22 protein-coding genes, 1 tRNA gene and 1 pseudogene are annotated in these 25,851 nt (G+C 40.3%); 12 read left to right on the forward strand and 12 right to left on the reverse strand.

Annotated features, from left to right (window positions below):
* The first annotated feature begins 20 nt into the window (after nucleotides 1–20).
* The 6 genes from AAC155_RS05370 to AAC155_RS05395 all read left to right on the forward strand — a co-directional run bounded on the left by AAC155_RS05370 (nucleotide 21) and on the right by AAC155_RS05395 (nucleotide 6,111).
* Complete coding sequence (locus tag AAC155_RS05370) at nucleotides 21–2,075, forward strand: ATP-binding protein (protein WP_113041314.1); 2,055 nt, start codon at nucleotides 21–23, stop codon at nucleotides 2,073–2,075.
* A 24-nt stretch (nucleotides 2,076–2,099) separates the two neighbouring features.
* The gene (locus tag AAC155_RS05375) at nucleotides 2,100–3,017 is read left to right on the forward strand and encodes a DUF4255 domain-containing protein (RefSeq protein WP_113041315.1); all 918 of its coding nucleotides are present in this window, start codon (nucleotides 2,100–2,102) and stop codon (nucleotides 3,015–3,017) included.
* Between the two features lie 156 nt (nucleotides 3,018–3,173).
* Nucleotides 3,174–3,773 carry a cycle-inhibiting factor gene (locus AAC155_RS05380; protein ID WP_229015655.1) on the forward strand — a complete coding sequence of 200 codons (600 nt, stop codon included), beginning with the start codon at nucleotides 3,174–3,176 and terminating at the stop codon, nucleotides 3,771–3,773.
* Entirely contained in the window at nucleotides 3,755–4,036 is a 282-nt protein-coding gene (locus AAC155_RS05385; RefSeq protein ID WP_229015656.1) for a hypothetical protein, read from the forward strand. The genes AAC155_RS05380 and AAC155_RS05385 overlap by 19 nt, the downstream gene beginning before the upstream one ends.
* Nucleotides 4,037–4,121: 85 nt before the next feature.
* Nucleotides 4,122–5,093, forward strand: a complete 972-nt coding sequence (locus AAC155_RS05390; protein ID WP_113041317.1) for a hypothetical protein — start codon at nucleotides 4,122–4,124, stop codon at nucleotides 5,091–5,093.
* A gap of 82 nt (nucleotides 5,094–5,175) precedes the next feature.
* The gene (locus AAC155_RS05395; RefSeq protein WP_113041318.1) at nucleotides 5,176–6,111 is read left to right on the forward strand and encodes a YwqJ-related putative deaminase; all 936 of its coding nucleotides are present in this window, start codon (nucleotides 5,176–5,178) and stop codon (nucleotides 6,109–6,111) included.
* A gap of 136 nt (nucleotides 6,112–6,247) precedes the next feature.
* On the opposite strand, the gene AAC155_RS05400 is transcribed toward AAC155_RS05395, so the two are convergent.
* The 10 genes from AAC155_RS05400 to AAC155_RS05445 all read right to left on the reverse strand — a co-directional run bounded on the left by AAC155_RS05400 (nucleotide 6,248) and on the right by AAC155_RS05445 (nucleotide 15,231).
* A complete protein-coding gene (locus AAC155_RS05400) occupies nucleotides 6,248–7,633 on the reverse strand; it encodes a GntP family permease (protein ID WP_113041319.1) in 1,386 nt (461 codons plus the stop codon).
* 2 nt (nucleotides 7,634–7,635) lie between these two features.
* Entirely contained in the window at nucleotides 7,636–8,601 is a 966-nt protein-coding gene (gene denD / locus AAC155_RS05405; protein WP_113041320.1) for a D-erythronate dehydrogenase, read from the reverse strand.
* A gap of 190 nt (nucleotides 8,602–8,791) precedes the next feature.
* Entirely contained in the window at nucleotides 8,792–9,565 is a 774-nt protein-coding gene (locus AAC155_RS05410) for a DeoR/GlpR family DNA-binding transcription regulator (RefSeq protein ID WP_113041321.1), read from the reverse strand.
* A gap of 12 nt (nucleotides 9,566–9,577) precedes the next feature.
* Nucleotides 9,578–10,357: a 2-oxo-tetronate isomerase gene (otnI, locus tag AAC155_RS05415; protein ID WP_113041322.1), complete on the reverse strand. Its 780-nt coding sequence runs from the start codon at nucleotides 10,355–10,357 to the stop codon at nucleotides 9,578–9,580.
* Nucleotides 10,358–10,375: 18 nt separating this feature from the next.
* The gene (otnC, locus tag AAC155_RS05420; RefSeq protein ID WP_113041323.1) at nucleotides 10,376–11,017 is read right to left on the reverse strand and encodes a 3-oxo-tetronate 4-phosphate decarboxylase; all 642 of its coding nucleotides are present in this window, start codon (nucleotides 11,015–11,017) and stop codon (nucleotides 10,376–10,378) included.
* On the reverse strand, nucleotides 11,010–12,287 hold the full coding sequence (gene otnK, locus AAC155_RS05425) for a 3-oxo-tetronate kinase (protein WP_113041324.1): 1,278 nt from the start codon (nucleotides 12,285–12,287) through the stop codon (nucleotides 11,010–11,012). Before otnK ends, otnC begins: the two co-directional genes overlap by 8 nt.
* Nucleotides 12,287–13,192 carry an L-threonate dehydrogenase gene (ltnD, locus tag AAC155_RS05430; protein WP_113041325.1) on the reverse strand — a complete coding sequence of 302 codons (906 nt, stop codon included), beginning with the start codon at nucleotides 13,190–13,192 and terminating at the stop codon, nucleotides 12,287–12,289. The genes otnK and ltnD overlap by 1 nt, the downstream gene beginning before the upstream one ends.
* A 408-nt stretch (nucleotides 13,193–13,600) precedes the next feature.
* Nucleotides 13,601–13,685 (reverse strand) — tRNA-Tyr (locus AAC155_RS05435).
* A 172-nt stretch (nucleotides 13,686–13,857) separates the two neighbouring features.
* Nucleotides 13,858–14,706: a formyltetrahydrofolate deformylase gene (gene purU, locus AAC155_RS05440; protein WP_113041326.1), complete on the reverse strand. Its 849-nt coding sequence runs from the start codon at nucleotides 14,704–14,706 to the stop codon at nucleotides 13,858–13,860.
* A 45-nt stretch (nucleotides 14,707–14,751) separates the two neighbouring features.
* Entirely contained in the window at nucleotides 14,752–15,231 is a 480-nt protein-coding gene (locus AAC155_RS05445; protein WP_113041327.1) for a YchJ family protein, read from the reverse strand.
* A gap of 157 nt (nucleotides 15,232–15,388) precedes the next feature.
* Between AAC155_RS05445 and rssB the strand changes: the two genes are divergently transcribed.
* From rssB to AAC155_RS05465, 4 genes are all read left to right on the forward strand, one after another.
* Entirely contained in the window at nucleotides 15,389–16,414 is a 1,026-nt protein-coding gene (gene rssB, locus AAC155_RS05450; RefSeq protein ID WP_113041328.1) for a two-component system response regulator RssB, read from the forward strand.
* 398 nt (nucleotides 16,415–16,812) lie between these two features.
* On the forward strand, nucleotides 16,813–17,760 hold the full coding sequence (gene galU, locus AAC155_RS05455; RefSeq protein ID WP_113041329.1) for a UTP--glucose-1-phosphate uridylyltransferase GalU: 948 nt from the start codon (nucleotides 16,813–16,815) through the stop codon (nucleotides 17,758–17,760).
* A 25-nt stretch (nucleotides 17,761–17,785) separates the two neighbouring features.
* Nucleotides 17,786–19,129, forward strand: coding sequence for a UDP-glucose dehydrogenase family protein (locus AAC155_RS05460; RefSeq protein ID WP_113041330.1), 1,344 nt, complete (start codon nucleotides 17,786–17,788; stop codon nucleotides 19,127–19,129).
* Nucleotides 19,130–19,137: 8 nt separating this feature from the next.
* Nucleotides 19,138–20,151 carry an NAD-dependent epimerase gene (locus tag AAC155_RS05465; RefSeq protein ID WP_113041331.1) on the forward strand — a complete coding sequence of 338 codons (1,014 nt, stop codon included), beginning with the start codon at nucleotides 19,138–19,140 and terminating at the stop codon, nucleotides 20,149–20,151.
* Nucleotides 20,152–20,449: 298 nt separating this feature from the next.
* Here the strand turns inward: AAC155_RS05465 and hns are convergent, their stop codons facing one another.
* The gene (gene hns, locus AAC155_RS05470; protein ID WP_113041332.1) at nucleotides 20,450–20,854 is read right to left on the reverse strand and encodes a histone-like nucleoid-structuring protein H-NS; all 405 of its coding nucleotides are present in this window, start codon (nucleotides 20,852–20,854) and stop codon (nucleotides 20,450–20,452) included.
* Nucleotides 20,855–21,499: 645 nt separating this feature from the next.
* Between hns and AAC155_RS05475 the strand changes: the two genes are divergently transcribed.
* A complete protein-coding gene (locus AAC155_RS05475) occupies nucleotides 21,500–22,105 on the forward strand; it encodes a thymidine kinase (RefSeq protein ID WP_113041333.1) in 606 nt (201 codons plus the stop codon).
* Between the two features lie 130 nt (nucleotides 22,106–22,235).
* On the opposite strand, the gene adhE is transcribed toward AAC155_RS05475, so the two are convergent.
* A complete protein-coding gene (gene adhE, locus AAC155_RS05480) occupies nucleotides 22,236–24,869 on the reverse strand; it encodes a bifunctional acetaldehyde-CoA/alcohol dehydrogenase (protein WP_113041334.1) in 2,634 nt (877 codons plus the stop codon).
* Nucleotides 24,870–25,293: 424 nt separating this feature from the next.
* Between adhE and AAC155_RS05485 the strand changes: the two are divergent.
* Nucleotides 25,294–25,523 (forward strand): annotated as a pseudogene (locus tag AAC155_RS05485) (MarC family protein); the annotation flags it as partial.
* Between the last annotated feature and the right edge of the window lie 328 nt (nucleotides 25,524–25,851).

The raw sequence follows: 25,851 nt of genomic DNA on the forward strand, positions 1-25,851 counted from the left end.
TTGAAATCAATAGGGTATATATGATGGCTGAATTACGTTGGATTTATCCCCATCTGGAACGTATCGATCTGCAATTACAACATTACTATTATCAGAATAGAGATAAATATGACTCCTTACCGGAGAGTTTTTTACTGACTGAGGATGAAATAAGACAACATTTAGCAACACCATTAGGTATTCCGCATTGGATAATTAAACAGGATGATATTATTAACCTGCCTGAAATTGAAGAAAACCCATCCATTGATGAATTGTCTTTATTGGTTGAACGTTTTGAACTGACGGAATTTGAGCGTGATGCCTTATTATTAGGTTTATTGCCACATTTTGACAGCCGTTATCATGCATTATTTGCTGCTCTGCACGGTAACAGTAAAAAGCAATGGCCTAGTTTTGCTTTAGTAATTGAATTATTTAGCCAATGCCAAAGTGATAGGCAATTACTGCGAAACAGTTTTTTGCCACAAACACCGTTAATTAGTAATCAATTATTGCGACTCAATAATTACGAGGAGCCTATTTGGCTTCAAACGCAATTTTTAACTCACAGCGCTGTCTGGCATTTTTTATCAGGCCAACGGGTAATTTTGCCGTCCCTAATAACTTGTGCTTATTGGCATTCTCCTGTTTCGCACCTTTGGTATCCACCAACCCTTTGTCATTCACTTGAAAAGATATTATTGAATGAAACTGATGAGATTCGCCCGCTGGTGATACTTAGAGGAAAACAGCATAGTGCCAGAGAATTAGCGGTCGGCAATATTATGGCGTTTCACAGAATTAACACTTTAACCTTGGATTTAGCTCGATTACCAGAGGAAGAAAACTCAACTGTAATAGCTAGTTTGCTAGCAGATGCAGTGAGAGAAACACGTTTACATAATGCTTGTTTATTAATTCGCAATTTTTCTTTGCTCGCAGAGGAAAAGAAAATATTGAATAACGTATTATTCGTTTTATTAAATCAACCAAGATTACGGGTGGTTTGTTTAGTAGAGCCGGGAGACGCATTAGTATGGATTAAACATCTGCCAATGGTGCAAATAGAGATGCCGGTAGCTACGCTGGTGGATAAAGAATCTATGTTAAAAGAATGTTTACCGGATAATACCGCTCAAAGAATTAATATTATTCAATTGTGTCAGCGTTTCTCATTTACCGCAGAAACATTGCCGTTAATTCTTAAAGAAGCTTATCAATACCAAATACTCCGACAACCAGAGGAGCAGTTAGAAGAAATAGATTTACGTAAGGCGTTAAGTTTTCGCGCTCAACAGAACTTAGGCAAGCTGGCTAAACGAATAACACCAACACGTAATTTTGATGATTTAGTGATTTCTGATGAATTAGCTCAACAATTAAAAGAAATTATCGCGGCAATTAATTATCGTGACCAGATTTTGAGTGCTGGTTTTCAGGAGAAAATAGGCTATGGTACTGGTATTAGTGCACTATTTCACGGTGAATCGGGTACGGGCAAAACAATGGCCGCAGAAGTGATTGCCGGGCATCTTGGTGTTGATTTGATTAAAGTTGATCTTTCTACCGTTGTGAATAAATACATTGGTGAAACGGAAAAAAATATCGCCCGCATTTTCGATTTGGCTGAGACGGATTCTGGGGTGCTGTTTTTTGATGAAGCCGACGCACTATTTGGCAAGCGCAGTGAAACCAAAGATGCTCAAGATAGACATGCCAATATTGAAGTTTCTTATCTATTACAACGATTAGAGGATTATCCGGGATTGGTAATTTTAGCCACCAATAATCGTAGTCATTTGGATAGCGCTTTTAATCGTCGTTTTACCTTTATTACCCATTTTACTTATCCTGACGAACTATTACGTAAAAGAATGTGGCAAACTATTTGGCCTGAACAACTGAAATTATCCGACGAAATTGATTTTGCACATTTGGCTAAACGGTCTGATTTGACGGGGGCTAATATCAGAAATATTGCCTTATTGGCATCAATATTAGCCGCGGACAATAATAGTGAAAAAATTGATAATCAACATATAGAACGAGCCGTTACCCTCGAATTAAATAAGACGGGTAGACTGATTTTTTAAATACTGATCAAATTTGGAGTCGATATGAAAGATATTATTGAGCCTAATAATGCTATTGTCGAAGTTAATAACGCATTAAAAGATGTTTTATCTCGATATTTAAATAATGTTGATATTCGTTTTGATTTGCCAGATATAGATTCAATTCCATCTAAACCGACAATCAGTGTATTTCTTTATGATGTACATGAAGATTTGCAATTACGCTCTGCTGAACCAAAGCGTTATAATCCTGTGACTAATTTATTGTTACCGGGATGGGTAAATATTAATTATAATTATTTAATTACTTACTGGCATTCGAACAAACCATCAGTTGATGGTAGCAGTCCTGATAGCCAACCTGATAATCAGGCGGCAAAAATAATGACATCTGTTTTGAATGCATTGATTAATCATCGTCAATTACCTAAAATTCCTGGTGCTTACACCAAAGTCATTCCACCACAGGAAAATTTAAATAGCTTAGGTAATTTTTGGCAGGCGCTTGGCAATCGCCCACGTCTTTCCTTATTATATTCCATTACCGCACCGGTAAAACTTCAAGATATTACTAATACAATAGAGACAGTTATGGAAATTTCTCATTCTGTGGATCAAAAATTGAATCCGGTTAGCTCACAAATAAGTCAGGCGTTATTAGAAAAATTATGTACTGATTTGGGGGGAACAGAAGATGTGCGTTTTGCGTTGGCTAAAGTGAAGTTAACGATTAAACTGGACATATCTGTCACAGGCAATAATGATAATCAAGAAAATGAAAAAATTATTCTTGAGGTTTCGGGTATTACTTGTTTAACTTATTTATCTAAGATAAAAGAGATTCTTTCAACATGGGTAAAAAGTCATAAAGCGGTCGTTAAGGTAAATGGTATAGGTATTATTGTTGCTAAAGAAAATTCTGATGCATTAATTGGAGTGAAAAAACCATCATCTAATTAATTACTCATAATAAAATGACAAGAAACTCGCGCCAAAAAAGATAAAACACCTGAAAATATAACAACGGATGATCATCTGGAAATAGCACCTTCAATCTGCTTGTCGGAGTCCAAGGATATATTAAAACTAAAAAAGCATAATCTGAGTTCCGTAGAATTGATAGATGATATTATTGTATTACATAATGATCTAAAAGGAAATAAATTACTCTGGAATGATAATTGGCAAAATAAAATCGTTGATAGAGATTTAGTCGCTATATTTAAGGCGATTGATGAAACTGTTTCTGAGTTAGGTGGCATTGAAATCTATCAAGAAATCGTTGGGGTAAATCCTTATGATCCTACTGAGCCAGTTTGTGGTTTATCTGCCCAAAATATATTTAAATTAATGATTGAAGGGGAATATGCTATTGATCCAGTAAAAGTGGCTCAGGCAGGAAAAATAGATGGCAATGAATTTTCTGAAAGAGTTGATCAACTCAGTAGTGCAAAAAATTATGTTGCATTGGTTAATGATCATCGATTTGGGCATATGTTTTTAATTGATATTCCATCCAATGATCAGGAAACAGTGGGATATATCTATACCCTATGGATTTCAAGATGCATCGCGGCGGCAAGGGAGCGAATCCCCGGGAGCATAGATAACTATGTGACCGGGGTGAGTGAGTGCAGCCAACAAAGAGGCAACTTGAAAGATGACGGGTATATCAGTCAGATTTGGGAGAGGGGGCATTGCCGCCTCTTAAAATAGCAGATTGGTTAAGTGCTAGAGGAAAAGATCCCGTTACTCTTAATAAATTAAAGAAATTATTAAGTCATGAATTTAATCTATTATCTGCAAATGAACAACAGGAACTTATTGCCGAAATTTTTGATATACATAAAGAGATATCTAATGTTGGATTAGATAAAATTAAGAAAGATAAACGGATTGATATCTATTTAACAGAGTATAATATTAATGACTTTTATGAAAACATTGAAAAGTTAAAATCTAAATTTGATGATTTATAATATCGCATTTGGTAAGCCAGAATGAGATCTATTATTTTAATAATTGTAATAAAATTGTTTTAATAATCATTTATAAGGTGATAATATGAGACGTGAATATAGTGAAAAAGAAAAGAAAAAAACTTCAATACCGTTGGGGAATTCTATTGATCAGCATGAAATAGATAATAATCCGTTAGGATCAGGATTGGATCTAAATCAGATGATGAATAATACTCCTAGGGTAGCGAAAGATAATTACAGTGAAGAAAATGGCGATCTGTTTTATGGCCTTGCCGCTAAAAGGGGAAAGTATATAAGAGATGTTAATCCTAATTTTGATTCAAATAATCCTGATAGTACGCCAATGATTATAGATTTTTATAATAACGAAGTATCTAGAGTTATTTTTAAAGACACTAAGATATTACCTAAAAAATCAGAAGATTTGGTGAAAAATCCTAAAAAATATGCAAGAAATATTAAGGTTAAAGACAGCTTACAGAAAAATATTATTAAAGAGCAAAAAGGGAGATATCCTTTATGGAATGATTATTTTAAAATAGGAGGTGAAAATAAGAAATTTAACATGTATAAAATATTTAAAGAAATAACTAGCAAGTATAATTCTGACTATTATCATGTTTGTTATAACAAAACATGGCTTACCTTTGAACCTAGATTACTTTGGAAAAGAGGAAGCAAGCTTGGTATAGAAATGGCAGCCCGTAATGGGAGAACAAAAATACACTTTGTTCTTGATGGCCTGAATATCGAACAGGTTGTTAATAAAACAAAAGGTTCTACTCCTCTGGAGGCAGGGCCAGGCGAGTCAGTTACCGCGTCTGAATTGCGTTATGCTTATCGCAATAGAGAGAGATTGGCGGGAAGAATTCATTTTTATCGGGATGGTAAGGAAGTTATTGCGCCGTGGGACGAAAATCCAACGTTATGGCAGAATTATATTCCTCAGGGTAGTAATCGAAATATAGCTACTCAGAGAAATGGAGGAGCAATGTCTAGATTAATAGCATTACCGAGACGAATGTTTTCACCAGTTATTAAGCGTATTTTTTAGTTGAATCCTGATAATTTAAATACCCAGTTGTCATAATGATAATTTCAGGTATCCAATTTCAATTATTATAGAGAGTTTAAAAATGTTCAAAAATGATATACGTGAAAAAACAGTTAAACTTGGCAAAGGTAAAACTGCGGATGAAAGGTTATTGGATGCATTACATTTGGAACTTCCTGATGAAAAAGCAGTTATGTCGGCTTATCAAAAACAGATTCCTGAATTTGATGGTTTTAGTAAAAAAACGCAATTAATCCTTAGCTCTTCAAGTGAATTTGGAAAATTGAAACCAGCGAAGCAGCGTAATTTCTCAAAACCGGGTTTAAAATCGAATGGTGTTTCTGATGGAAAATTTCTTTATGCAAAGAAATCCTTGGAGAATTTCGCTGCTCATGCTGGATACGAGTATAATGGTCATTATGACGATGAATTTGTCAACTTTAAGGATAATAATAGAAATTTAGCCGATGGAAAGTTATTCCCGGGTATTAACCTGATTAAACGTCCAAAATTATCGATAGTGAAAGGTAAAGGAGAATGGGAAATACAACAAAGTGATGAGGCCGAAGCTTATAAGATTATTGACATTGAATCCTTTATTTCAGGGATAAGAGATATGTATGGTAGGGTAAATACACCTTTGCATCCAGTAATAGAATCTTTGATCAGAAATCATATTATCAACAACGACCGTATATTACCGACGATGGCGGGTATTGCTGGTTTGCATGCAGAGGTACAGGCACTGAATAATTTATTGATTTCAGAAGATAAAAAGGCAGGGAAAGCTATTGGAAGTCGGAAAATAAGCGAATATATACGGGATATGCTGAAATCATCTATTTTCACTCAGCGATTAACAACTAAACAAGCTGGAGATAATTTTGCTGCTTGCCATAATTGTTCGGGGATATTGTCATCACCCGTCAATGTCGTTACTGGTAAGGTAACAAGTGCGGGAAGTGATTTTTCATCAACATTATCTCGATATAAAACACCGCAAGAATCTCCAATATAAAATATACCCGTTATCTTTCAAGTTGTCTCTTTGTTGGCTGCACTCACTCACCCCGGTCACATAGTTATCTATGCTCCCGGGGATTCGCTCCCATTTATAAAGAGGCTAAATGATAGTTTTGCTAATGATTTGGTATTTATAACACCAGATCCAAGATGATGACACCACACAAGCCAATCGCCCATGCAATAGTGGTTGGTATTGACCAAACGATCATCTGTTGTTTGGCATCTTTAATTCCCATCATGCGGTTAACGACCCAGAATAGGCTGTCATTAAAATAACCGAAGAATAACGAACCCATCGTTGCTGCTTGTGCGGCAACCAACATGTTGATCCCCGGAATTTGACTAATAATTGGTGCAGAAATAGAAGCAGCAGTGATCATTGCCACAGTGCCGGAACCTTGAATTAAGCGAACCAGTGTTGCGATGATAAATGGAATCAGCACCGGTGTTAGTGGTAGATTGGCTATATATTGCGCCAGAATGGTGCCGGTACCACTTTCACGCAATACCGCGCCTAACGCACCGCCTGCTCCTGTCACTAATAAAATAATACCGGCAGCCTGTAAACCTTCTTCCAGACGGTCAATGACTTCATGTTTATTGGCTTTTGGCATCAAGGTATAAACCGCCAATAATACACTAATGGCTAAGGCAATAATGGGTGCGCCAAGGAAATCGAATGTCTGAAAGTAGAAGTTGTTTTCTTGTCCAGTAAAAGTTTCAGTGTTTAATAACAGGCCATTAATGGCTTTAATGAAGATCAAAACAATAGGGATAATAATCGGCAACAGGGAAAGAAATAGGCTCGGTAGTGGTTTGTTCGCCTTCTCTTCCATGTAGCGTTGGTGGATTGCTTGTAGATCTTGAGCTTCTTCGGCTTCATCAATGGGTTGAAATTCAGGATATTTTACTGCTAACCATTTGGCATAAAATACAATGCCAATAACGCAAGGCACCGCCAGAACCATACCGGTTAACATCATGGCGCCGACATCTACACCGAAAATACCAGCAACTCCCAGTGGCCCCGGTGTTGGCGGAACAGTGTGGTGGGTAACAACCAATCCGCCGGCCAGTGCCACGCCAAGCGTTAGCAGATGACGTTTTCCCTTTTTTGCGAGAGCCTTTGCCAGTGGATAGAGGATAACGAAAGCAGAATCGACAAAAATCGGAATGCTGACGATATAACCGGTAATCGCTAATGCCCACTCTTCGCGTTTTTTACCTAACCATTTGATAAAACTGTAGGCTATCTGTTCCGCGGCACCGGAAACTTCTAGCACCCGTCCCATCATGACCCCTAGACCGATAACAATCCCAATACTGCCCAGTGTGGAGCCAAAACCTTTAGTCATAACATCAATGGTATTTGCTGCGGTTAAGCCGCCAGTAATCCCGGCAATCGCTGCGGCAATTAGCATTGCTAATAAAGCATGAACACGGGTACGTAGTACCAGAAAGATCAACGTAAATACGGCAACACCCAGACCAATGACCGGAATGTAGTGTTCCATAATTAGCCTCCAGCTTGGGATAGGTTATTGGAGATAAAAGCACGGATTGCATCACTGAAAGTATTATCAACATGAAAACCCAGTGATAAGCCACGGTTGATATCGAAGTGACCCGGCCAACTGGCAACAATACGGTTAATGTTTTCGTCTGGTTCAAAGCGGATGAGATCCACCGCTTTCTGCCCGGCAATCTCGGCCAGTGCGTCAATCATGTCCTGAACTGTGACGCTAATACCCGGTAAATTAACTGTGCGGGAAAGACCAAATTTTTCCGCCGGAATTTGAGCTGCATGTATAAAGTTGCGGATCACGGTTTCAGGGCTGGAAAGCCATAAAGTAAGATCGCGGGAAACTGGACAGATACTGCTTTCTCCGTGCAGAGGCTCACGGATAATGCCACTGGCAAAAGAGGATGCTGCTTTGTTTGGTTTACCTGGGCGGATACTGATTGTCGGTAGACGAAGTACTCGGCCATCAACATATCCTTTGCGGGAATAGTCGTTAATTATCAATTCACACATGGCTTTCTGTGCGCCATAGGATGATTGAGGATTAACCGCACACTGATCCGTAATGGTTGATGGTAATTCTCCGCCAAATACGGCCAGGGAACTGGTGAAAATAAATTTCAATTTTGGATTTTTAGCCCGTGCAACGTTTAATAAGTTGCGAGTAACATCAAAGTTAACTTGCAAACCGAGATCAAAATCGCTTTCAGCGTGACTACTGACAATGGCGGCGAGATGGAATAATACCGCACTGTTTTCATCGATCAGCTTTTCCGCGGCTTCTGATTGAGTTAAATCCAGTGCTAGACACTGAACGCGGGGATCATTAACGGGTGAAACAGGACATTGAATATCGGTCAATATGAGTTGGTCGAAATTTAATGTTTGATTGTTGTTTAGTAAAGCGCTGGCTAGTTGCTGACCCAGAAAACCTGCTCCACCAGTGATTATCATTTTCATTGCGACTCTCCTTGTTTAATAGCGTTGGGCTATTTACTTATAGGTTATAGGGTATATACCCGTTATCTTTCAAGTTGCCTCTTTGTTGGCTGCACTCGTTCACCCCGGTCACATAGTTACCTATGCTCCCGGGGATTCACTCCCTTGCCGTCGCGATGCATCTTGAAATCCATAGGGTATAGTAGGGTTCTTACCCTTGTACGCTGACGATATGTAATATCAGATTGTGTTCTCGTAATTGTTGCTGCACTTTCGGCGGAAGCTGGCTGTCACAGACAATATCATCCAAACTCGAAAGCGGGCAGACCCGAAACATGCCGTATTTGCCATATTTACTGCTATCAGACACCAACACACGGCGGCGGGCGATTTCCAATACTGCCTGTTTGACTAACACTTTTTCTTCATGTGGCGTGGAGACACCATGCTCTAGATCCCATGAACTGGTGCTAATAAAGGCAATATCCACATTCAGATTGCGAAGCAGCATGGCGGCGATAGGGCCAACACAGGAATAATTTCTTTTATCTACCAGCCCCCCGGTATGGAACAGATTTAATTGGGGTTTGTTCATCAGATATTGGGTAATGGAAAAATCGTTCGTGATGATAGTGAGGTTAAAACGCTCAGCCAGGACTCTGGCAATTTCAAACGTGGTAGTGCCAGCATCAAGATAGACCACTTGTCCATCTTCAACCATAGATACTGCATATTGACCAATTTCCCGCTTATGACGATGATGAAGCCGGGCTTTTTCATTCCAAGGCAATTCCTGACGTAAAACATCACTAAGTTGCACACCACCACTGACACTAACGACTTTTCCTTCCTCCTCCAGAGTGCGGATATCCCGCCGTACTGTCATATGCGAGACGTTCATCAGTTTAACCAGTGTACTGATAGAAATTGTCCGATATTCATGTACATAGCGATAAATAAAGTCTCTACGCTCTGATGGAAGCATATCTTCTCCTGATTATTTCTGTGCTTTGGTCAACCAATCCAAACCATCTTCGGTGTAACCAGCGGGGTGATATTCACAGCCCAACCACCCTTGATAGCCCATTTCATCCAGTTTGTTAAATAGCCACGGATAGTTCACTTCGCCGCTATCGGGTTCATGGCGTTCGGGCACGGAGGCAATCTGGATGTGACTGAATTTTCCCCATAGACGTTCAATGGTGCGTAGCAAATCCCCTTCCATGATCTGGCAGTGATAAAGATCCAATTGGATAAGAACATTTTGACGATCAATTTTTTTGAGTAATGTTTCAGCCTGATGCTGAGTTGTCAGAAAGTAACCCGGCATATCACGAGTATTAATCGGCTCAATTAATACGTTGATGTTATGTTCTGCCATGACATCAGCGGCGTATCGAATGTTTTTGATATAACACTCACGTTGTTGTTCTGGTGTGAATTGTTCATGCAATTTCCCGGCCATAGCATGAACTTGCTTGCAATTCAGAGCCAGTGCATATTTCAGAGCTATTTGTGTACCTTCAACAAATTCTTTTTCACGGCCAGGTATAGAGGCTATTCCTCTTTCTCCCGCCGCCCAGTTTCCGGCGGGCATGTTGAATAGAGCTTGTGTTAATTGATGCTGTTTTAATAGGGCAGCAAGCTCTTCCGCTGCGACTTCATAAGGAAACAGATATTCAACGCCTTTAAATCCAGCTTTGGCTGCACGGGCAAACCGTTCTGTGAAAGGTACCTCATTGAACATCATGCTCAAGTTTGCCGCGAATTTAGCCATGACGAATTCCTTGTTTGTTCACTCAGTTTTTGGGTAACGAGTTGCAAGTTCTTGCACTTGCTCTTTATTTAATGTCGTAAAGCCGTGTGGCAATAAGGTTAAATAGAGCCGTGCGGTATCTTCCAATTCCTCTGCGTTGAAAAAAGCTTGCCGTAAAGTTTTGCCGCCGACAACAGGTCCGTGGTTTGAGAGAAGAATTGCGTTGTGTTTTGCGGCCAGCTTCGCAATTTCTTCACCGATTCTTTCATCTCCTGGTGGCAGATATTTGACCAGAGGCAGTTTTCCGACCCGCATTACATAGTAGGGCGTAATGGGGGGTAGACAGTTACTTTTGTCCAGATTGGGTAGGCAGGAAAGGGCAGTTAACCAAGGGGAATGTAGATGGACCACCGCATGGCATTCGGGACGGTTGCGGTACATTGCCAAATGCATGGAAACTTCTTTTGTGGGTTTGTCACCGGATAGCCAATTACCTTCTGCATCTAGTTTACTCAGGCGATTAGCTTGCAAGTCACCAAAACTGGAGTTGGTCGGTGTGATGATAATCGTGCCATCTTCCAGTTTGGCGCTGATGTTACCTGCACCGCCACTGCTATAACCCCGGTAGAACATTGAACGAGCCCATTCGACTAACTCTAACCTTAGTGCTTGTTCACTCATGAAACATCTCCTGTACATGCAGGAAGAAATCGATGTTGCCGAAGTTACCTGATTTCAATGCCAGCCAATAATTGTGTTGTCGATCGTGTACCCAAGGTACGCCGGGAGCAATGGGTGCGCCGATACTGAATTGTTGGATGTCCAGACTTTGTACTATCTTACCGGCAGTCTCGCCGCCTGCGACAATAAAGGTATTGAATCCTAGCTGACGCAGGCTTTTTACAACGCTGGCGAAGGTGTTTTCTATTGCTTCACTGGCAGTAGTTGCACCATATTGTTGCTGGATTTTCTGTAATGTTTCTGGCGGGTGAGTCGCGTATAGCATCGGTGCCAGATAGTTTTCGGATTGCTGAATAACCCACGCAACCAGCTTTTCGGCATATTGTGGATCATTGATGCATGAATCAATATTCAGGGATTTAGTTGGGGCCAATTTCTGATATAGAGCAACTTGTTTGTTGGTCATGACGGAACAACTGCCAGAAAGGACCACGGTGCGTCTATTCTCGGCGGGTGGGGTTGCCCCTTCTTGTTGGTATGGCATCAATGGCTTACCGGTGTCTGTGCTGGCAAGGGCAGCGCCAAGACCAGAACCACCAGTGATTAATTTCAGCTCTGATGCCGCTTTGGCAATAGGCAGTAGGTCATTCATGGTGAGGGTATCTGTTATTGCGTAGCGTATGTTTTGTTGTTGTAAATGATTTAGCCTCACGCGGATTGCCTGCTCGCCTTGGTGTACACATGCCAGATCCACCAGATCTGCTTTCCCTTGAGCTTGTTGTTCTATTAGGCGCAGTAGATTGGCATCTGTCATTGGTGTCACCGGATGGTGCTGCATACCACTTTCATTAAGTAGTTGACCGTTGACAAATAGATGCCCATGTACAACTGTTCGCCCGTTAACGGGAAGGGCAGGGGAGATTAGCGTGATGTCTGTTTGTAGTTCATCCATCAGGGCATCAGTGACCGGCCCGATATTGCCTTTGCTGGTAGAATCAAAAGTTGAGCAGTATTTGAAGAATATTTGCTGACAACCTGTTTTCTGACGTAACCAGCGGCAGGATTTCACCGCGTTATTCACGGCTTCGTCTATCGGGCAGGAACGGCTTTTCAGGCTGATAACGATAGCATCAATATCCGGTGGAATAGAGGTATTTTCATCAGGTGTATCTAATAGCTGGACAACTCGCCAACCACTTTGTGCCATAAAACCGGCGATATCGGTTGCGCCGGTAAAGTCATCAGCGATAACGCCCAATTTAATGGTCATTATTTTTTCTCCGGCAAAGTGATACCTTTAAATGTTTTGATAACCGCGCTGTCATCCCATTGGCCGAAACCTTCATTACTGGCAGCGAGGAACATTTGATGTGCAGTGGCTGATAATGGTAATGGGAATTTCAGATCCTTACCTGTTTCTAAGACTAATCCCAGATCTTTGACAAAAATGTCTACGGAGGATTTGGCAGTGTAATCCCCAGCCAGAATATGGGGAACGCGGTTTTCAAACATCCAAGAGTTACCCGCCGCATGGGTTACAATGTCGTACATCAGTTCCAAGGAAATGCCGGCTTTGGCCGCCAATGCCATACTTTCAGCTGCGGCAGCAATATGTATACCGGCAAGTAATTGATGGATTGTTTTGACGGTAGAGCCTTGACCAATTTCATTTCCAACATAGTAGAGACGTTCGGTGGTGGCAGCAAATACGGGTTTTAGTTGTTCAAATAATGCGAGTTCACCGGAAGCCATAACGGTGAGTTGGCCTTGTTCAGCTTTTAGTGCGCCACCTGAAATAGGCGCGTCCAGCATGTTTAGATTGTATTGGCTAAGACGATGGGCAAAATTTTTAGCCTGTTCTGCGGCAACGGTACTGTGAAGCACAATGATCGTACCGGCTCTTAACTGGTTGACTAGCGGTGTTTCGCCTTCAAACAGTATGCTTTCTATTTGAGCACCATTGACGACAACAAGTAAGATAGCATCCAGCTCTGATGCCCAATTTGCGGCGTTGTTTGTCGCCACTTTAGCGCCTGCTTGTAGTAGTTGGTCACAGGCTTTTTGGTTTAAATCAAATCCATATATGGAAATACCCGCGCGTATTAACGCGCGGGCAATTCCCATACCCATAGCCCCCAATCCTATAATTCCTATTTTTTGTGTTGATTGGTTCATGATGGTTCCCTGGTGTTGTTGTTATAATTTGTTATTCTTTTATAATTATTTCACACATCATTTCACAAATATACGATGGTTATCACATTCGAAAGCTCGCTGCTTGAAGGTGGTTTTTGTTTTAATTATTTGATTTATATGGTTTATTGTTGATTTTTGCAAAATGTTAAGCTTCACATAAAGATGTGATAAGAAATATGATCGTGGGTACATTAAGGTTGGGGGAGCGCATGTTTCGTTGAGTACTTTTAAGGGTGCTAATAGCCAATTCAGAAATGTGCAGACTCAGATTAGGTTTAGGGGATGGAGAGTATAAGAAATCAATCCGGTTGCCACTTCTAAGAGAAAATTTATCGGATTGAGAATTTGAGGTCTTGCCTTAATGTCTGGAGGCTTGAAGAATATTTATGGTGGTGGGGGAAGGATTCGAACCTTCGAAGTCTGTGACGGCAGATTTACAGTCTGCTCCCTTTGGCCGCTCGGGAACCCCACCAGATTTTGAAATGTATCACTGTTGATTACAGCGGGCGGAATCATATCAAATGAGCCGCCGCTGTAAAGCATATATTTAAAAATAAGTTACCGTATGCTGTTTTTTTATCCTTATTGATCCCGTTGTGAGCAAATGAGCGGCCTGTTTGTTGGTTGCCCCAACTAATTCAGCTTTAAAGAATTACAGTACGGTTGCCGTAAACAAAAACCCGCTGAGCAAGAACCCAATATAAAGCATGGCTCAGAACATTTTTTTCAACATCCCGGCCCGCTCTCATCATATCTTCAGCCGTGTATGTGTGGTCTATGTTAATGACATTCTGAGTAATAATTGGACCTTCATCCAGATTATCATTCACATAATGCGCTGTTGCTCCGATGATTTTTACCCCTCTTTCATAAGCTTGATGATAAGGACGTGCCCCGATAAATGCCGGTAAAAAGGAGTGGTGGATGTTAATAATCTGATTTGGATAATGCTGGACAAATTCTGGTGTCAGTACTCGCATGTATTTAGCTAATACCACGTAGTCAGGTTTGTATTGGTTAATTTGTGCAATCAGTTTTTCATCGTGTTGTTCACGAGTTAAACCCTCGTGACTGATTAAATGGAAAGGAATGCCAAATTGTTCAACCAACGATTGTAATATTGCATGGTTGCCGATAACCGCCGCAATTTCAACATCAAGCCCGTCATAAGCGCTTTTCATGAGCAAATCCCCAAGACAATGCGCTTCTTTTGTCACCATAATGACAATACGCCGACGCCCCGCGCTATTTAATTCCCGTTGAGAACCCACCGGCAGTGCATCATCTAAATCAGCAAGAAATGTCTCATCATTGAAAATGCCTTCAAGCTCTGTACGCATAAAAAAGCGGCCAGTACGATGATCGACGAATTCATTATTCTGAACTATATTCAGTTGGTGTTTGTAGCAAATATTAGTAATTTTGGCGATCAGTCCTTTGGCATCAGGGCAAATAGTGCGTAAAATTTTCTTTTGTATATGTTGGTGCGGCATGAATGGGATTATCCTTAAATATTTTGCGTTTTCTGTTTATGGGTCTTAACCACAACATTTTTTGTATTTTTTACCCGAACCACATGGGCAGGGGCTATTACGGCCAATTTGAGGCTTTACACCATCAATAGGTTTTACTCCATCAATATAGTACCAACGCTGGTCTATACGAAGAAAACGTGAACGCTCATGAATAAGTTGCTTATCTTGGGATTTCTGATCAAGAAAGCAAGCTGAAAATTCAACATAGGCTTCGTTATCATTTTTGCCTTTTTCAGTGGTAATGACATGTAGTCCGAGCCACTGGGTAACAATAAAACTCTGCTCTATGTCTAAACGCCACTTTTCAGCCTGGCAGTTAGGATGCCAACTGGTAATTAGATAATCGACGTTGTGCTTTACATAGGCACTGTATCGGGAACGCATCAGTGATTCAGCAGTTTGGGCAAATTTTATGTTTTGGAGATAAGGGGAACAGCAATCCGCAAAATCTATTCCACTACCACAAGGACATAGCTCTGTCAAAATAACTCCAATTGTAAAGGGTGAAATACCATTTTTATGGGTTTTCTATTGCAAAGAAACGTAAGAGAACAAATGATAGTCACTTAATTGAACTAATATGAGTGATAGTACCTAAGAAAAGGTGAAGGTCGCAATATTAAGGTAAGGGAGCGTATTTATGGAAAAGGCATTGGCAGGCAAAAAAATTCTGATTGTGGAGGATGAACCTGTTTTTTGTTCTTTGCTGGCAGGGTATTTGCGAACGTTGGGCGCTAAGGTATTAGTCGCATCTAATGGCGCTGTCGCACTACAGGTGCTAGGACGCGAAGCTCATGTTGAACTTATTTTATGTGATTTAGATATGCCGGTCATGAATGGCATTGAATTTATTGCGAAATTGACGAATGAGGGTATTAGCATTCCAGTTATTATTATTTCAGCAACTAACAAGATGGCCGAAATTGATGAAGTGCTTCGTTTGGGTGCAAAAGATGTTTTATTAAAACCAGTGTCAGATCTTAATGAGATAAAAAAATCGGTGTTGGCCTATTTACATCCTACGGTCTTTATGTCTGGTGCGATTGAACAGAATAACTTGAATAAAGATTGGTTAACCCTAAAGCATAATTCAGATGAAGCATTAAATATGCTTAAGCAGTTGCAACCCCCAGTTTCTCAAGTGATTGCCCACTGTAAAGTCAATTACCGAAAATTAAATATGATTGATAATCCAGGATTAATTCTCGATATGGCGGCGTTATCTGACAATGAATTAGCTTTTTATTGTCTAGATATTAGCCGTTCAAAAGAGTATGGCGTGATTTCAGCATTATTACTTAGAGTCATATTTAATAGTTTGTTACAAGAGCATATCATCCACCATTCCCGACGTTTACCCAATATGGCAGGTATTCTAAATAGAATTAATAAGTTACTGGAAGGTGCAGGGTTACAAGGGCAATTTCCATTGCTGCTTGGGTATTATCATACAATCAATAAAACGGTTCTGCTCACTTCTGCGGGGTTACATGCCAGTATTAAGTCGGGTAATCGCCAAATCCAATTAGACAGTGGTGTTCCTCTTGGGACATTGAGAACGATTTGTTCGAACCAAGTTTGTTCTCATAGCGCTGAATGGCAATGTCGGATTTGGAATACAAATAGTCAAATAAATCTGATGCTTTCTTCAATGTATTCTGAGTGAATATTACCAAGGTGGAATGTTGTTTAAAATGGATTTTAAACATCAAGTCACGGTAATGTAATTAAGCAGAATGGTGATGTTTATCGAAGAGAATTAGCTGGTATACTCCGCCTATTATGCTTGGAAGTCTATCTAATCAGGCTATTTTATTTGCCGCTCTTTAGTACAAAGAGCGGATTTAGTACTGCTCAGATAAAAGTGATAACTTTTTGAGTGGTCAGAAGGGTGAACTGAACGAAGCAGTGAACTTTTGTATGCCTTGGTTCCTGTGTGCTGTTCGTGTGCGCGGTTTATTGACACAAAATAATCAGTAATAGTGATGCCTTATTAAAGAATTGGCACTGATTTTGAGTTGAAGACAGATTTGTTTTAGCCAAAAAACATCGGGAGAAAGGTTAATGCCATCAGTAGAAAAACGATCAGTAGACAAACTATCAGTAGGAAAAATAGTAAAGAAAGCTGTTATTCCAGTCGCGGGCTTGGGAACGAGGATGTTACCTGCTACGAAAGCAATTCCTAAAGAGATGTTACCTTTAGTAGATAAACCTCTTATTCAGTATGTTGTTAATGAATGTATTGCCGCTGGCATTAATGAAATTATCTTGGTAACTCATTCATCAAAAAATTCAATTGAAAACCATTTTGATACCAGTTTTGAGTTAGAAGCTATCCTTGAGAAAAGGGTGAAGCGTCAGTTATTGGACGAAGTTCAATCTATTTGTCCAAGTCATGTCACTATTATGCAAACTCGTCAGGGAATTGCTAAAGGATTAGGACATGCGGTGTTATGTGCCAAGCCTTTAATCGGTGAGGAACCTTTTGCTGTGATACTGCCTGATGTGATTCTTGATGAATACAGTACAGATCTGACTAGATATAATCTGAGCGAAATGTTGGTTCGGTATAATGAAACGGGTGCTAGTCAAATATTAGTAGAACCTGTACCTCATGAAGAAGTTTCTAGTTATGGTATTGTCGATTGTCAGGGAGAAAATCTTCAACCCGGTGACAGCAAACTCATTAAGCGCGTAGTTGAAAAACCTCAACCTAAAGAAGCACCATCAAATCTTTCCATTGTTGGCCGTTATGTGTTGTCCGAGAAAATTTGGTCATTATTAGCAAAAACAGCGCCAGGTGCCGGTGATGAAATTCAACTCACTGATGCAATCGCTATGTTAATAGAAAGGGAGCCTGTGGAAGCCTATCATTTGCAGGGTGTAAGCCATGATTGCGGTAATAAGCTTGGTTATATGCAGGCATTTGTCCGGTATGGTATGAAACATCATACTTTAGGCAAAGAGTTTACTGATTGGTTAGTGGCTTTGCAGGATCAAGCTAAAGAATAATCTTGTGGAAATTTTTAGGTATCATATGAAAGTTACAGTATTTGGTATTGGCTATGTTGGCCTGGTTCAGGCTACGGTTTTAGCTGAAGTAGGGCATGATGTCCTTTGCATTGATGTAGATGAAAATAAAGTTGAGAACCTGAAAAATGGTCAAGTCCCCATTTTTGAGCCTGGTTTAGCGCCACTGGTTAAGAAGAATTATGAAGAAGGCCGTCTGAATTTTAGTACGGATGCAAAGGCCGGTGTTGCACACGGTAAATTGCAATTTATTGCTGTCGGTACTCCTCCTGATGAAGATGGTTCAGCGGATTTGAAGTATGTGACAGCGGTTGCTCGTACTATTGCGGAACATATGGATAGCTATAAAGTTATTATTGATAAATCTACGGTTCCTGTTGGTACCGCAGATAAAGTTAATGCGGTTGTCAATGAGACTCTGCGTAAACGCAATATTGATATCCCATTTGATGTGGTTTCTAACCCGGAGTTTCTCAAAGAAGGGGCCGCTGTTGCAGATTGTATGCGCCCTGAGCGGATTATTATTGGGTGTGACAACGACAGAGTCGTTGACCTGATACGTGAGTTGTATGAGCCATTTAACCGTAATCATGATCGTATGATTGTGATGGATATCCGCAGTGCAGAACTGACTAAATATGCCGCGAACTGTATGTTGGCAACGAAAATCAGTTTTATGAATGAGATATCTAATTTAGCTGAGATGCTTGGCGCTGATATTGAGCATGTTCGTCAAGGAATTGGTTCTGATTCCCGTATTGGCTATCATTTTATCTATCCGGGCTGTGGTTATGGTGGCTCATGTTTCCCGAAAGATGTGCAGGCGTTAATTCGTACCGCAGAGCAAATTGGTTATCAGCCTAAAATTCTTCGTGCTGTGGAGCAAGTGAATGAACTGCAAAAGCATAAATTACCTTCTTTTGTAACGCGCCATTTCGGTGAAGATTTATCCGGTAAGACATTTTCTGTCTGGGGATTATCGTTCAAACCGAATACCGATGATATGCGTGAAGCATCAAGCCGTGTTTTGATGGAAGCATTATGGCAGGCCGGAGCCAAAATACAGGCTTATGATCCTGAGGCGATGCAGGAAGCTCAGCGTATTTATGGTCAGCGTGATGATTTATTATTGATGGGGACTAAAGAAGCAGCGCTTAAGGGAGCCGATGCCTTGATCATTTGTACTGAATGGCAAAGTTTTCGTGCGCCAGATTTTGATGTAATCAAAGAGTCTCTCAAAACGCCGGTTATCTTTGATGGCCGGAATCTCTATGATCCTGAACGCCTGCAATCCCGAGGTTTTACTTATTATGGGATTGGTCGTGGTGCATCCATTAATCCGGTTATCTGAGTAATACAATGAAATTCTTAGTCACAGGTGCTGCTGGTTTTATTGGCTTTCATGTGAGCCAGAGATTATTGCAAATGGGGCATGAGGTTGTGGGTATCGACAACCTTAATGACTATTATGATGTGAGTCTCAAACAAGCACGGTTAGATCTATTATTTGATAAGTCAGGTTTTAAATTTGAAAAGCTAGATTTAGCTGACAGAATAGCCATTCCCGATCTTTTTTCGCGACACCAATTTCAGCGGGTTATCCATCTGGGGGCTCAGGCGGGTGTTCGCTATTCGTTGCAAAACCCAATGGCTTACATTGATTCGAATATAATAGGGCATATCAATATCCTGGAAGGTTGCCGTCACAATAATGTTGAGCATTTATTATATTCTTCTTCTAGTTCTGTTTATGGATTAAATAGAAAGCAACCGTTTTCTACAAATGATTCAGTTGATCATCCAGTTTCACTATATGCGGCAACGAAAAAATCAGATGAATTAATGTCTCACAGTTACTCTCATCTTTATCAGTTGCCAACGACAGGCTTGCGCTTCTTTACAGTATATGGCCCGTGGGGACGTCCTGATATGGCTTTATTTAAGTTCACCAAGGCCATGTTATCAGGGCAGCCTATTGATGTTTATAACCACGGTAATATGGTTAGAGATTTTACGTATATAGATGATATCGTTGAATCAATAATCAGATTGCAAGACATCATTCCCACACCAAATGAGAGCTGGGTGGTTGAAGATGGGCAAATATCTGCCAGCTCTGCCCCTTACTGTATTTATAATATTGGTAATGGTCAACCAACTAGACTAGGTGATTTTATTGAAGCAATAGAAGAATCATTAGGCATTCTGGCTAAGAAAAATTTTATGCCCATGCAAGATGGTGATGTTCTGTCGACCTGTGCTGATTCAAGTGACATTGTTCAAAAAATAGGGTTTGCCCCAAATACATCTGTGAAGCAGGGTGTGAAGCAGTTTGTAGAGTGGTATTTGAGTTTCTATCATAAGTCTAAATAAGATAAGGAGCCGTTGGCTCCTTATCTATTGAATCAACGACAGTGACCAGAGAGAAGTAAATAGTTGTGTCTGTTTGATTATTAATTTATCTATGCATTGGCTAAGTGAGTAACTGGCCTTGCTTTACCATAAAGAAATGATACAAAAAACGGGCAACTCGACTAAATTCTTCTCAAGGATACTTATCTCGCTTATACGATAGACGTTAATTCTTTTGTCAGCTAAGTTGTTTTATAATAAAAACACCCTTCTATTTTAAAAGGGTGTTTTTAATTAAATTAACTTGAAAAACAATGACTTAGAGTAAGAAGCTTTCCAGCGTTCTTCCTTCTTCTTCAATTGCTTTTTTGATAACAGCAGGTGTACGTCCTTGGCCAGTCCAAGTTTTAGTTTCACCGTTTGTATCAACATATTGGTATTTAGCTGGACGTGCAGGACGTTTTGCTTTACCAGCAGATTTGCCGGCGCTCATTGTCTGAAGCAATTCGCTTGGATCAATTCCTTGGTCAAGAATCATTTTACGAACTTCTTCCAATTTACGTGTACGTTCCTCTAATTCAGCTTGTACCTGACTTTCTTCTTCACGACGTTCTTCAACAACGACGGTCAGTTTTTCAAGTATTTCATCTAAGAACTCAAGTGGGCATTCTCTTGCTTGGGCTCGTAAAGTACGGATGTTATTTAGGGTTTTTAAATCGCTCATTGTCCTGGTCTCAAATTATTAATGATGATTGCGGATGTGGATATAATAATAGAATGCTATTTTATTTTCTGCAATAGTCAATTTCTCATATTCCGATAAAATAGCTCTTTTTTTTAAACGTAATTTCTTTACAAAAGTTATATAGTGCTTTTTATACAGCTATTTTGATTGTCATTCCCCAATAACATGTTCAGGGTACCTTTAACAAAGAGGAGACATGATAATCTCTCTAATTTATAAACCAGGTATATACTAAATCGGTAAGTAATTTTAACTGTTTCTTATCATACCTGATAAACCAGGATAATACTAAGTTAAAAAAAACTTATGACTAATCCATGAGTTATCGCTGATTTACTGTTACCGTTTTCTGGAAGTAAATCACGCACATTATTAATTTGCATACGATATGCAACAAATCAGACTAGCTTTCATTTTTTAATTTAAACATGAACATTTGTCATTCAAATGCGCTTTATTACTCGGCTGGTGTGATGGTGGTCATGAATCATTAAGACATCACTAAGCTAAATATTTCGGTATATCAACCAGTGTAGCTTACTGAGATGGATAATCACAACTCAAGTTTATGGTAAACTCATCTGACTATTATGGCCTTATAAATTTTGTTAAGGGGCAGGGTTGATGGCTCAACTTTATTTTTATTACTCCGCAATGAATGCTGGAAAATCGACATCCTTGTTGCAATCCTCTTATAACTATAATGAAAGAGGGATGAAAACGCTGGTTTTTACCGCGGAAATTGACACCCGGTTTGAAAATGGAAAAGTCAATTCTCGGATTGGATTATCTTCTGATGCACTTCTATTTAGTCAACAGACAGATATTGGTGAGTTGATCAGAAATGAAAATAAGCAGGCAAAAGTGCATTGTGTGCTTATTGATGAGTGCCATTTTCTCACGAAAGCACAGATTGAACAGATATGTAAGGTGACCGACTACGATGATATTCCGGTTCTTTGTTATGGGCTGAGAACTGATTTCAGAGGCGAGCTTTTCAGTGGTAGCCAGTATCTTCTAGCGTGGGCTGATAAGTTAGTTGAATTAAAAACTATTTGCTATTGTGGACGCAAAGCGAACCGTGTATTACGTTTTGATAGCGAAGGCGCGGTCATTTATGATGGCGAACAAGTTGATATCGGTGGTAATGAAAAATATGTGTCTGTTTGCCGTAAGCACTATATGGATGCTATTAGTGAGGCGAGGAAAAACAGAAAAGACAGCGTGTAATGGATAGGCTTTCTGTGAAGCGGTCGGGTGCTCTGTTTGAGAGTTTGTATTAAGAATAGAGCAGCGGTAAGTTAAAGGGAGCTGATATCAGCTCCCTTAAGTGGTATTTAATCAGTTAATAAATTTGTTCTTATTGGCTTTTTTCTGTTGCAACGGTTTCTGTAAATTCTCGTCCATAGTATGAATCCAACAGCAATTGTTTCAGCTCAGAAATCAGCGGGTAGCGCGGATTAGCACCGGTACATTGGTCGTCGAAGGCATCTTCAGATAACTTATCAATTTTTGCCAAGAAGTCAGCTTCTTGAATGCCCGCTTCACGGATAGATGTCGGGATACCTAGCTCAGACTTGAGCTCTTTCAGCCAGGCTAACAGTTTTTCAATTTTTGTGACAGTATGGTCACCAGTAGCAGATAAACCGAGATGATCGGCAATTTCAGCGTAACGACGGCGGGCCTGTGGGCGATCATATTGACTGAATGCAGTCTGTTTGGTTGGGTTATCATTAGCGTTATAACGAATAACATTACAAATCAGCAATGCGTTAGCCAGGCCATGCGGGATATGGAACTCAGAACCCAGTTTATGCGCCATAGAGTGGCATACCCCCAAGAAGGCATTAGCAAATGCAATCCCTGCAATAGTTGCTGCATTATGAACCCGTTCACGGGCAACTGGGTTAGTGGCCCCTTCATGATAGCTGGTTGGGAGGAACTCTTTCAGTAGTTTTAGCGCTTGCAGTGCTTGTCCGTCAGAGTATTCGTTTGCTAAGACTGATACATAAGCTTCCAAAGCGTGAGTGATGGCATCTAATCCACCAAAAGCACAGAGTGATTTCGGCATATCCATGACTAGATTGGCATCAACGATAGCTATATTAGGCGTCAATTCATAATCAGCCAGTGGATATTTCTGACCGGTTGCATCATCAGTGACAACGGCAAATGGTGTCACTTCAGAACCGGTGCCGGAAGTTGTGGTAATGGCGACCATTTTCGCTTTAACCCCCATTTTGGGGAATCTATAGATGCGTTTACGGATATCCATAAACCGTAGAGCTAGCTCTTCGAAATGAGTTTCAGGGTGTTCATACATCACCCACATAATTTTGGCCGCATCCATTGGGGAACCTCCCCCCAGGGCAATAATGATGTCCGGTTTGAATGAGTGCATTTGTTCCGCACCCTTACGAACAGTGCTCAGGGTAGGGTCTGCTTCAACTTCAAAGAAAACTTCTGTTTCTATCCCATGGGATTTCAGCACATCAGTGACTTGATCAGCATAACCATGATTAAATAAGAAACGGTCTGTTACGATAAAAGCGCGTTTTGCACCGTCGGTTGCAACTTCTTCTAATGCCACAGGCAGGGAGCCGCGACGGAAGTAAATTGATTTCGGAAGTTTATGCCACAGCATATTTTCTGCTCTTTTCGCCACGGTTTTGGTATTGATGAGATGTTTTGGCCCGACATTTTCAGAGATGGAATTCCCTCCCCAAGAGCCGCAACCTAGTGTCAGAGAGGGAGCAAGCTTGAAGTTGTAGAGATCACCGATACCGCCCTGAGAAGCAGGAGTATTCACGAGAATACGAGCTGTTTTCATTTTATCGCCGAAATACTTGATTCGTGCCGCCTGATTGTCCTGATCGGTATACAAGCAGGAAGTGTGACCAATTCCGCCCATTTCAACCAATCTTTCTGCCTTTTCTACGGCATCTTCAAAGCTATTGCCACGATACATAGCGAGAAGTGGAGACAATTTTTCGTGGGCAAAGGGTTCTGCTTCATCAATCAAACTCACTTCTCCAATCAAGATCTTGGTCCTTTCAGGAACATTAATGCCTGCCATTTCGGCAATTTTTGTTGCAGATTGACCAACAATTTCCGCATTTAGACTCCCGTTTTTCAGAATGATATCTTGAACAGCTTTCAGTTCCTTGCCTTGTAACAGATAACCGCCATGAGTAAAGAAACGTTTACGCATCTGATCATAAACGGCATCCACCACGATAACGGATTGTTCTGAAGCGCAAATGACGCCGTTGTCAAAGGTTTTAGACATCAGAATAGATGCGACAGCACGTTTAATATCAGCTGATTCATCAATGACAACCGGGGTGTTACCGGCACCGACGCCGATTGCGGGCTTACCAGAGCTGTACGCCGCTTTTACCATACCTGGGCCACCGGTCGCCAGGATTAGATTGATGTCTTGGTGGTGCATCAATGCATTGGAAAGTTCAACGGAGGGTTCATCAATCCAGCCAATAATATCTTTTGGCGCACCAGCGGCAACCGCAGCGGATAGAACCAATTCTGCTGCTTTGGTTGTTGCTTTTTTGGCGCGTGGGTGGGGTGAGAGAATAATACCGTTACGGGTTTTTAGGCTGATGAGGGCCTTAAAAATAGCGGTAGATGTTGGGTTGGTGGTTGGCACGATACCGCAGATTAAGCCAATAGGCTCGGCGATAGTGATGGTGCCGAATATTTTGTCCTCAGACAAAATGCCGCAGGTTTTATCATCTTTATAAGCGTTATAGATATACTCGGAAGCAAAGTGATTTTTGATTACTTTGTCTTCGACAATGCCCATACCGGATTCTGCTACGGCTAATTTTGCTAAAGGGATACGTGCATCTGCCGCTGCAAGGGCCGCTGCGCGGAAGATTTTGTCAACTTGCTCCTGAGAAAAGTTAGCAAATTCACGTTGTGCTTTTTTTACCCTGGCAACGAGTTCGTTCAGTTCAGTAACATGAGTTACAGTCATAAAGAAGTACTCCTGGAAATATTAAAAATCTTTTAATATCAATGAATAAGTATTTTTTAAACTATTTAGCTTGGTGATTTTTTGGTAGCTAAAGGTTACCATTTGGTATTAAATATATATTGATCTTAATCACATAAATCCCCAAGCTGATTCCTTTCAGCTTGGGTCAGTGATAGTTATTATTGATTGGGTTTAAATAGCGTTAAGAAGTTGAATTTTTAATCTAATAAAAATATCGGGTTAACAACTTGTTATATAAGATATTTTAAATTAAAAAATACGTTGTGGTTGATGGAAAATAGAACTTCGCCAGTATAAGGTGAAGAAAAAATTAAGTTTTCTATGATTTTTGGGAGAGCAATCATGAGAATGTTTTTAACAACACAGCGTAACTCAATAGAGGTTCTTTGTGGGGGACTTACTGCTGGATCTGCCTGACTCGATACTGCGTATGTTTGGCATTTCCATTGACTCTTTTCGTACTGCCGGTAGGATTTTGGTTGTGACCATCGCGATGTCGATGATTAACGGTAAACTTGGAGAGGACAAACAGGCATTAACGTTATCACCCGAATTATGGGACTGCTATTGATGTCTTTGGGAATTGAACTGATTGTGACAGGGATCAGAGCGCTATTCCCAGGGTTGCTTTGATATGATTTACGATAAAAGGTGTTAGTTTTCATTCTAGTGAAATTACAAATTATAATATTCTTATCATTTTTATTATAAAGCCTATTTCATAGGCTTTTCTCCCTTCTTTTACCGGTACTTCCTGAATTTTATACAAATAACCCAATATTTTTCTAAATGATTCTTTCCTGTTAGTTCGATGTGTAACTGGTTGCTTCCACCACTGTTTTGTGATGAATGTAGGTTTTTAATTTGCATTGATTGCAATTTGTTAAAATTATGTTTATTTTCATCTTTGGTCTCGCTTTGTTTACTATTTTATTTAAGTTCTAAGTTAATAATGCTATAT

Origin of the sequence: Photorhabdus sp. HUG-39, assembly GCF_963878365.1 — a bacterium.
Lineage (GTDB): Bacteria > Pseudomonadota > Gammaproteobacteria > Enterobacterales > Enterobacteriaceae > Photorhabdus > Photorhabdus kayaii.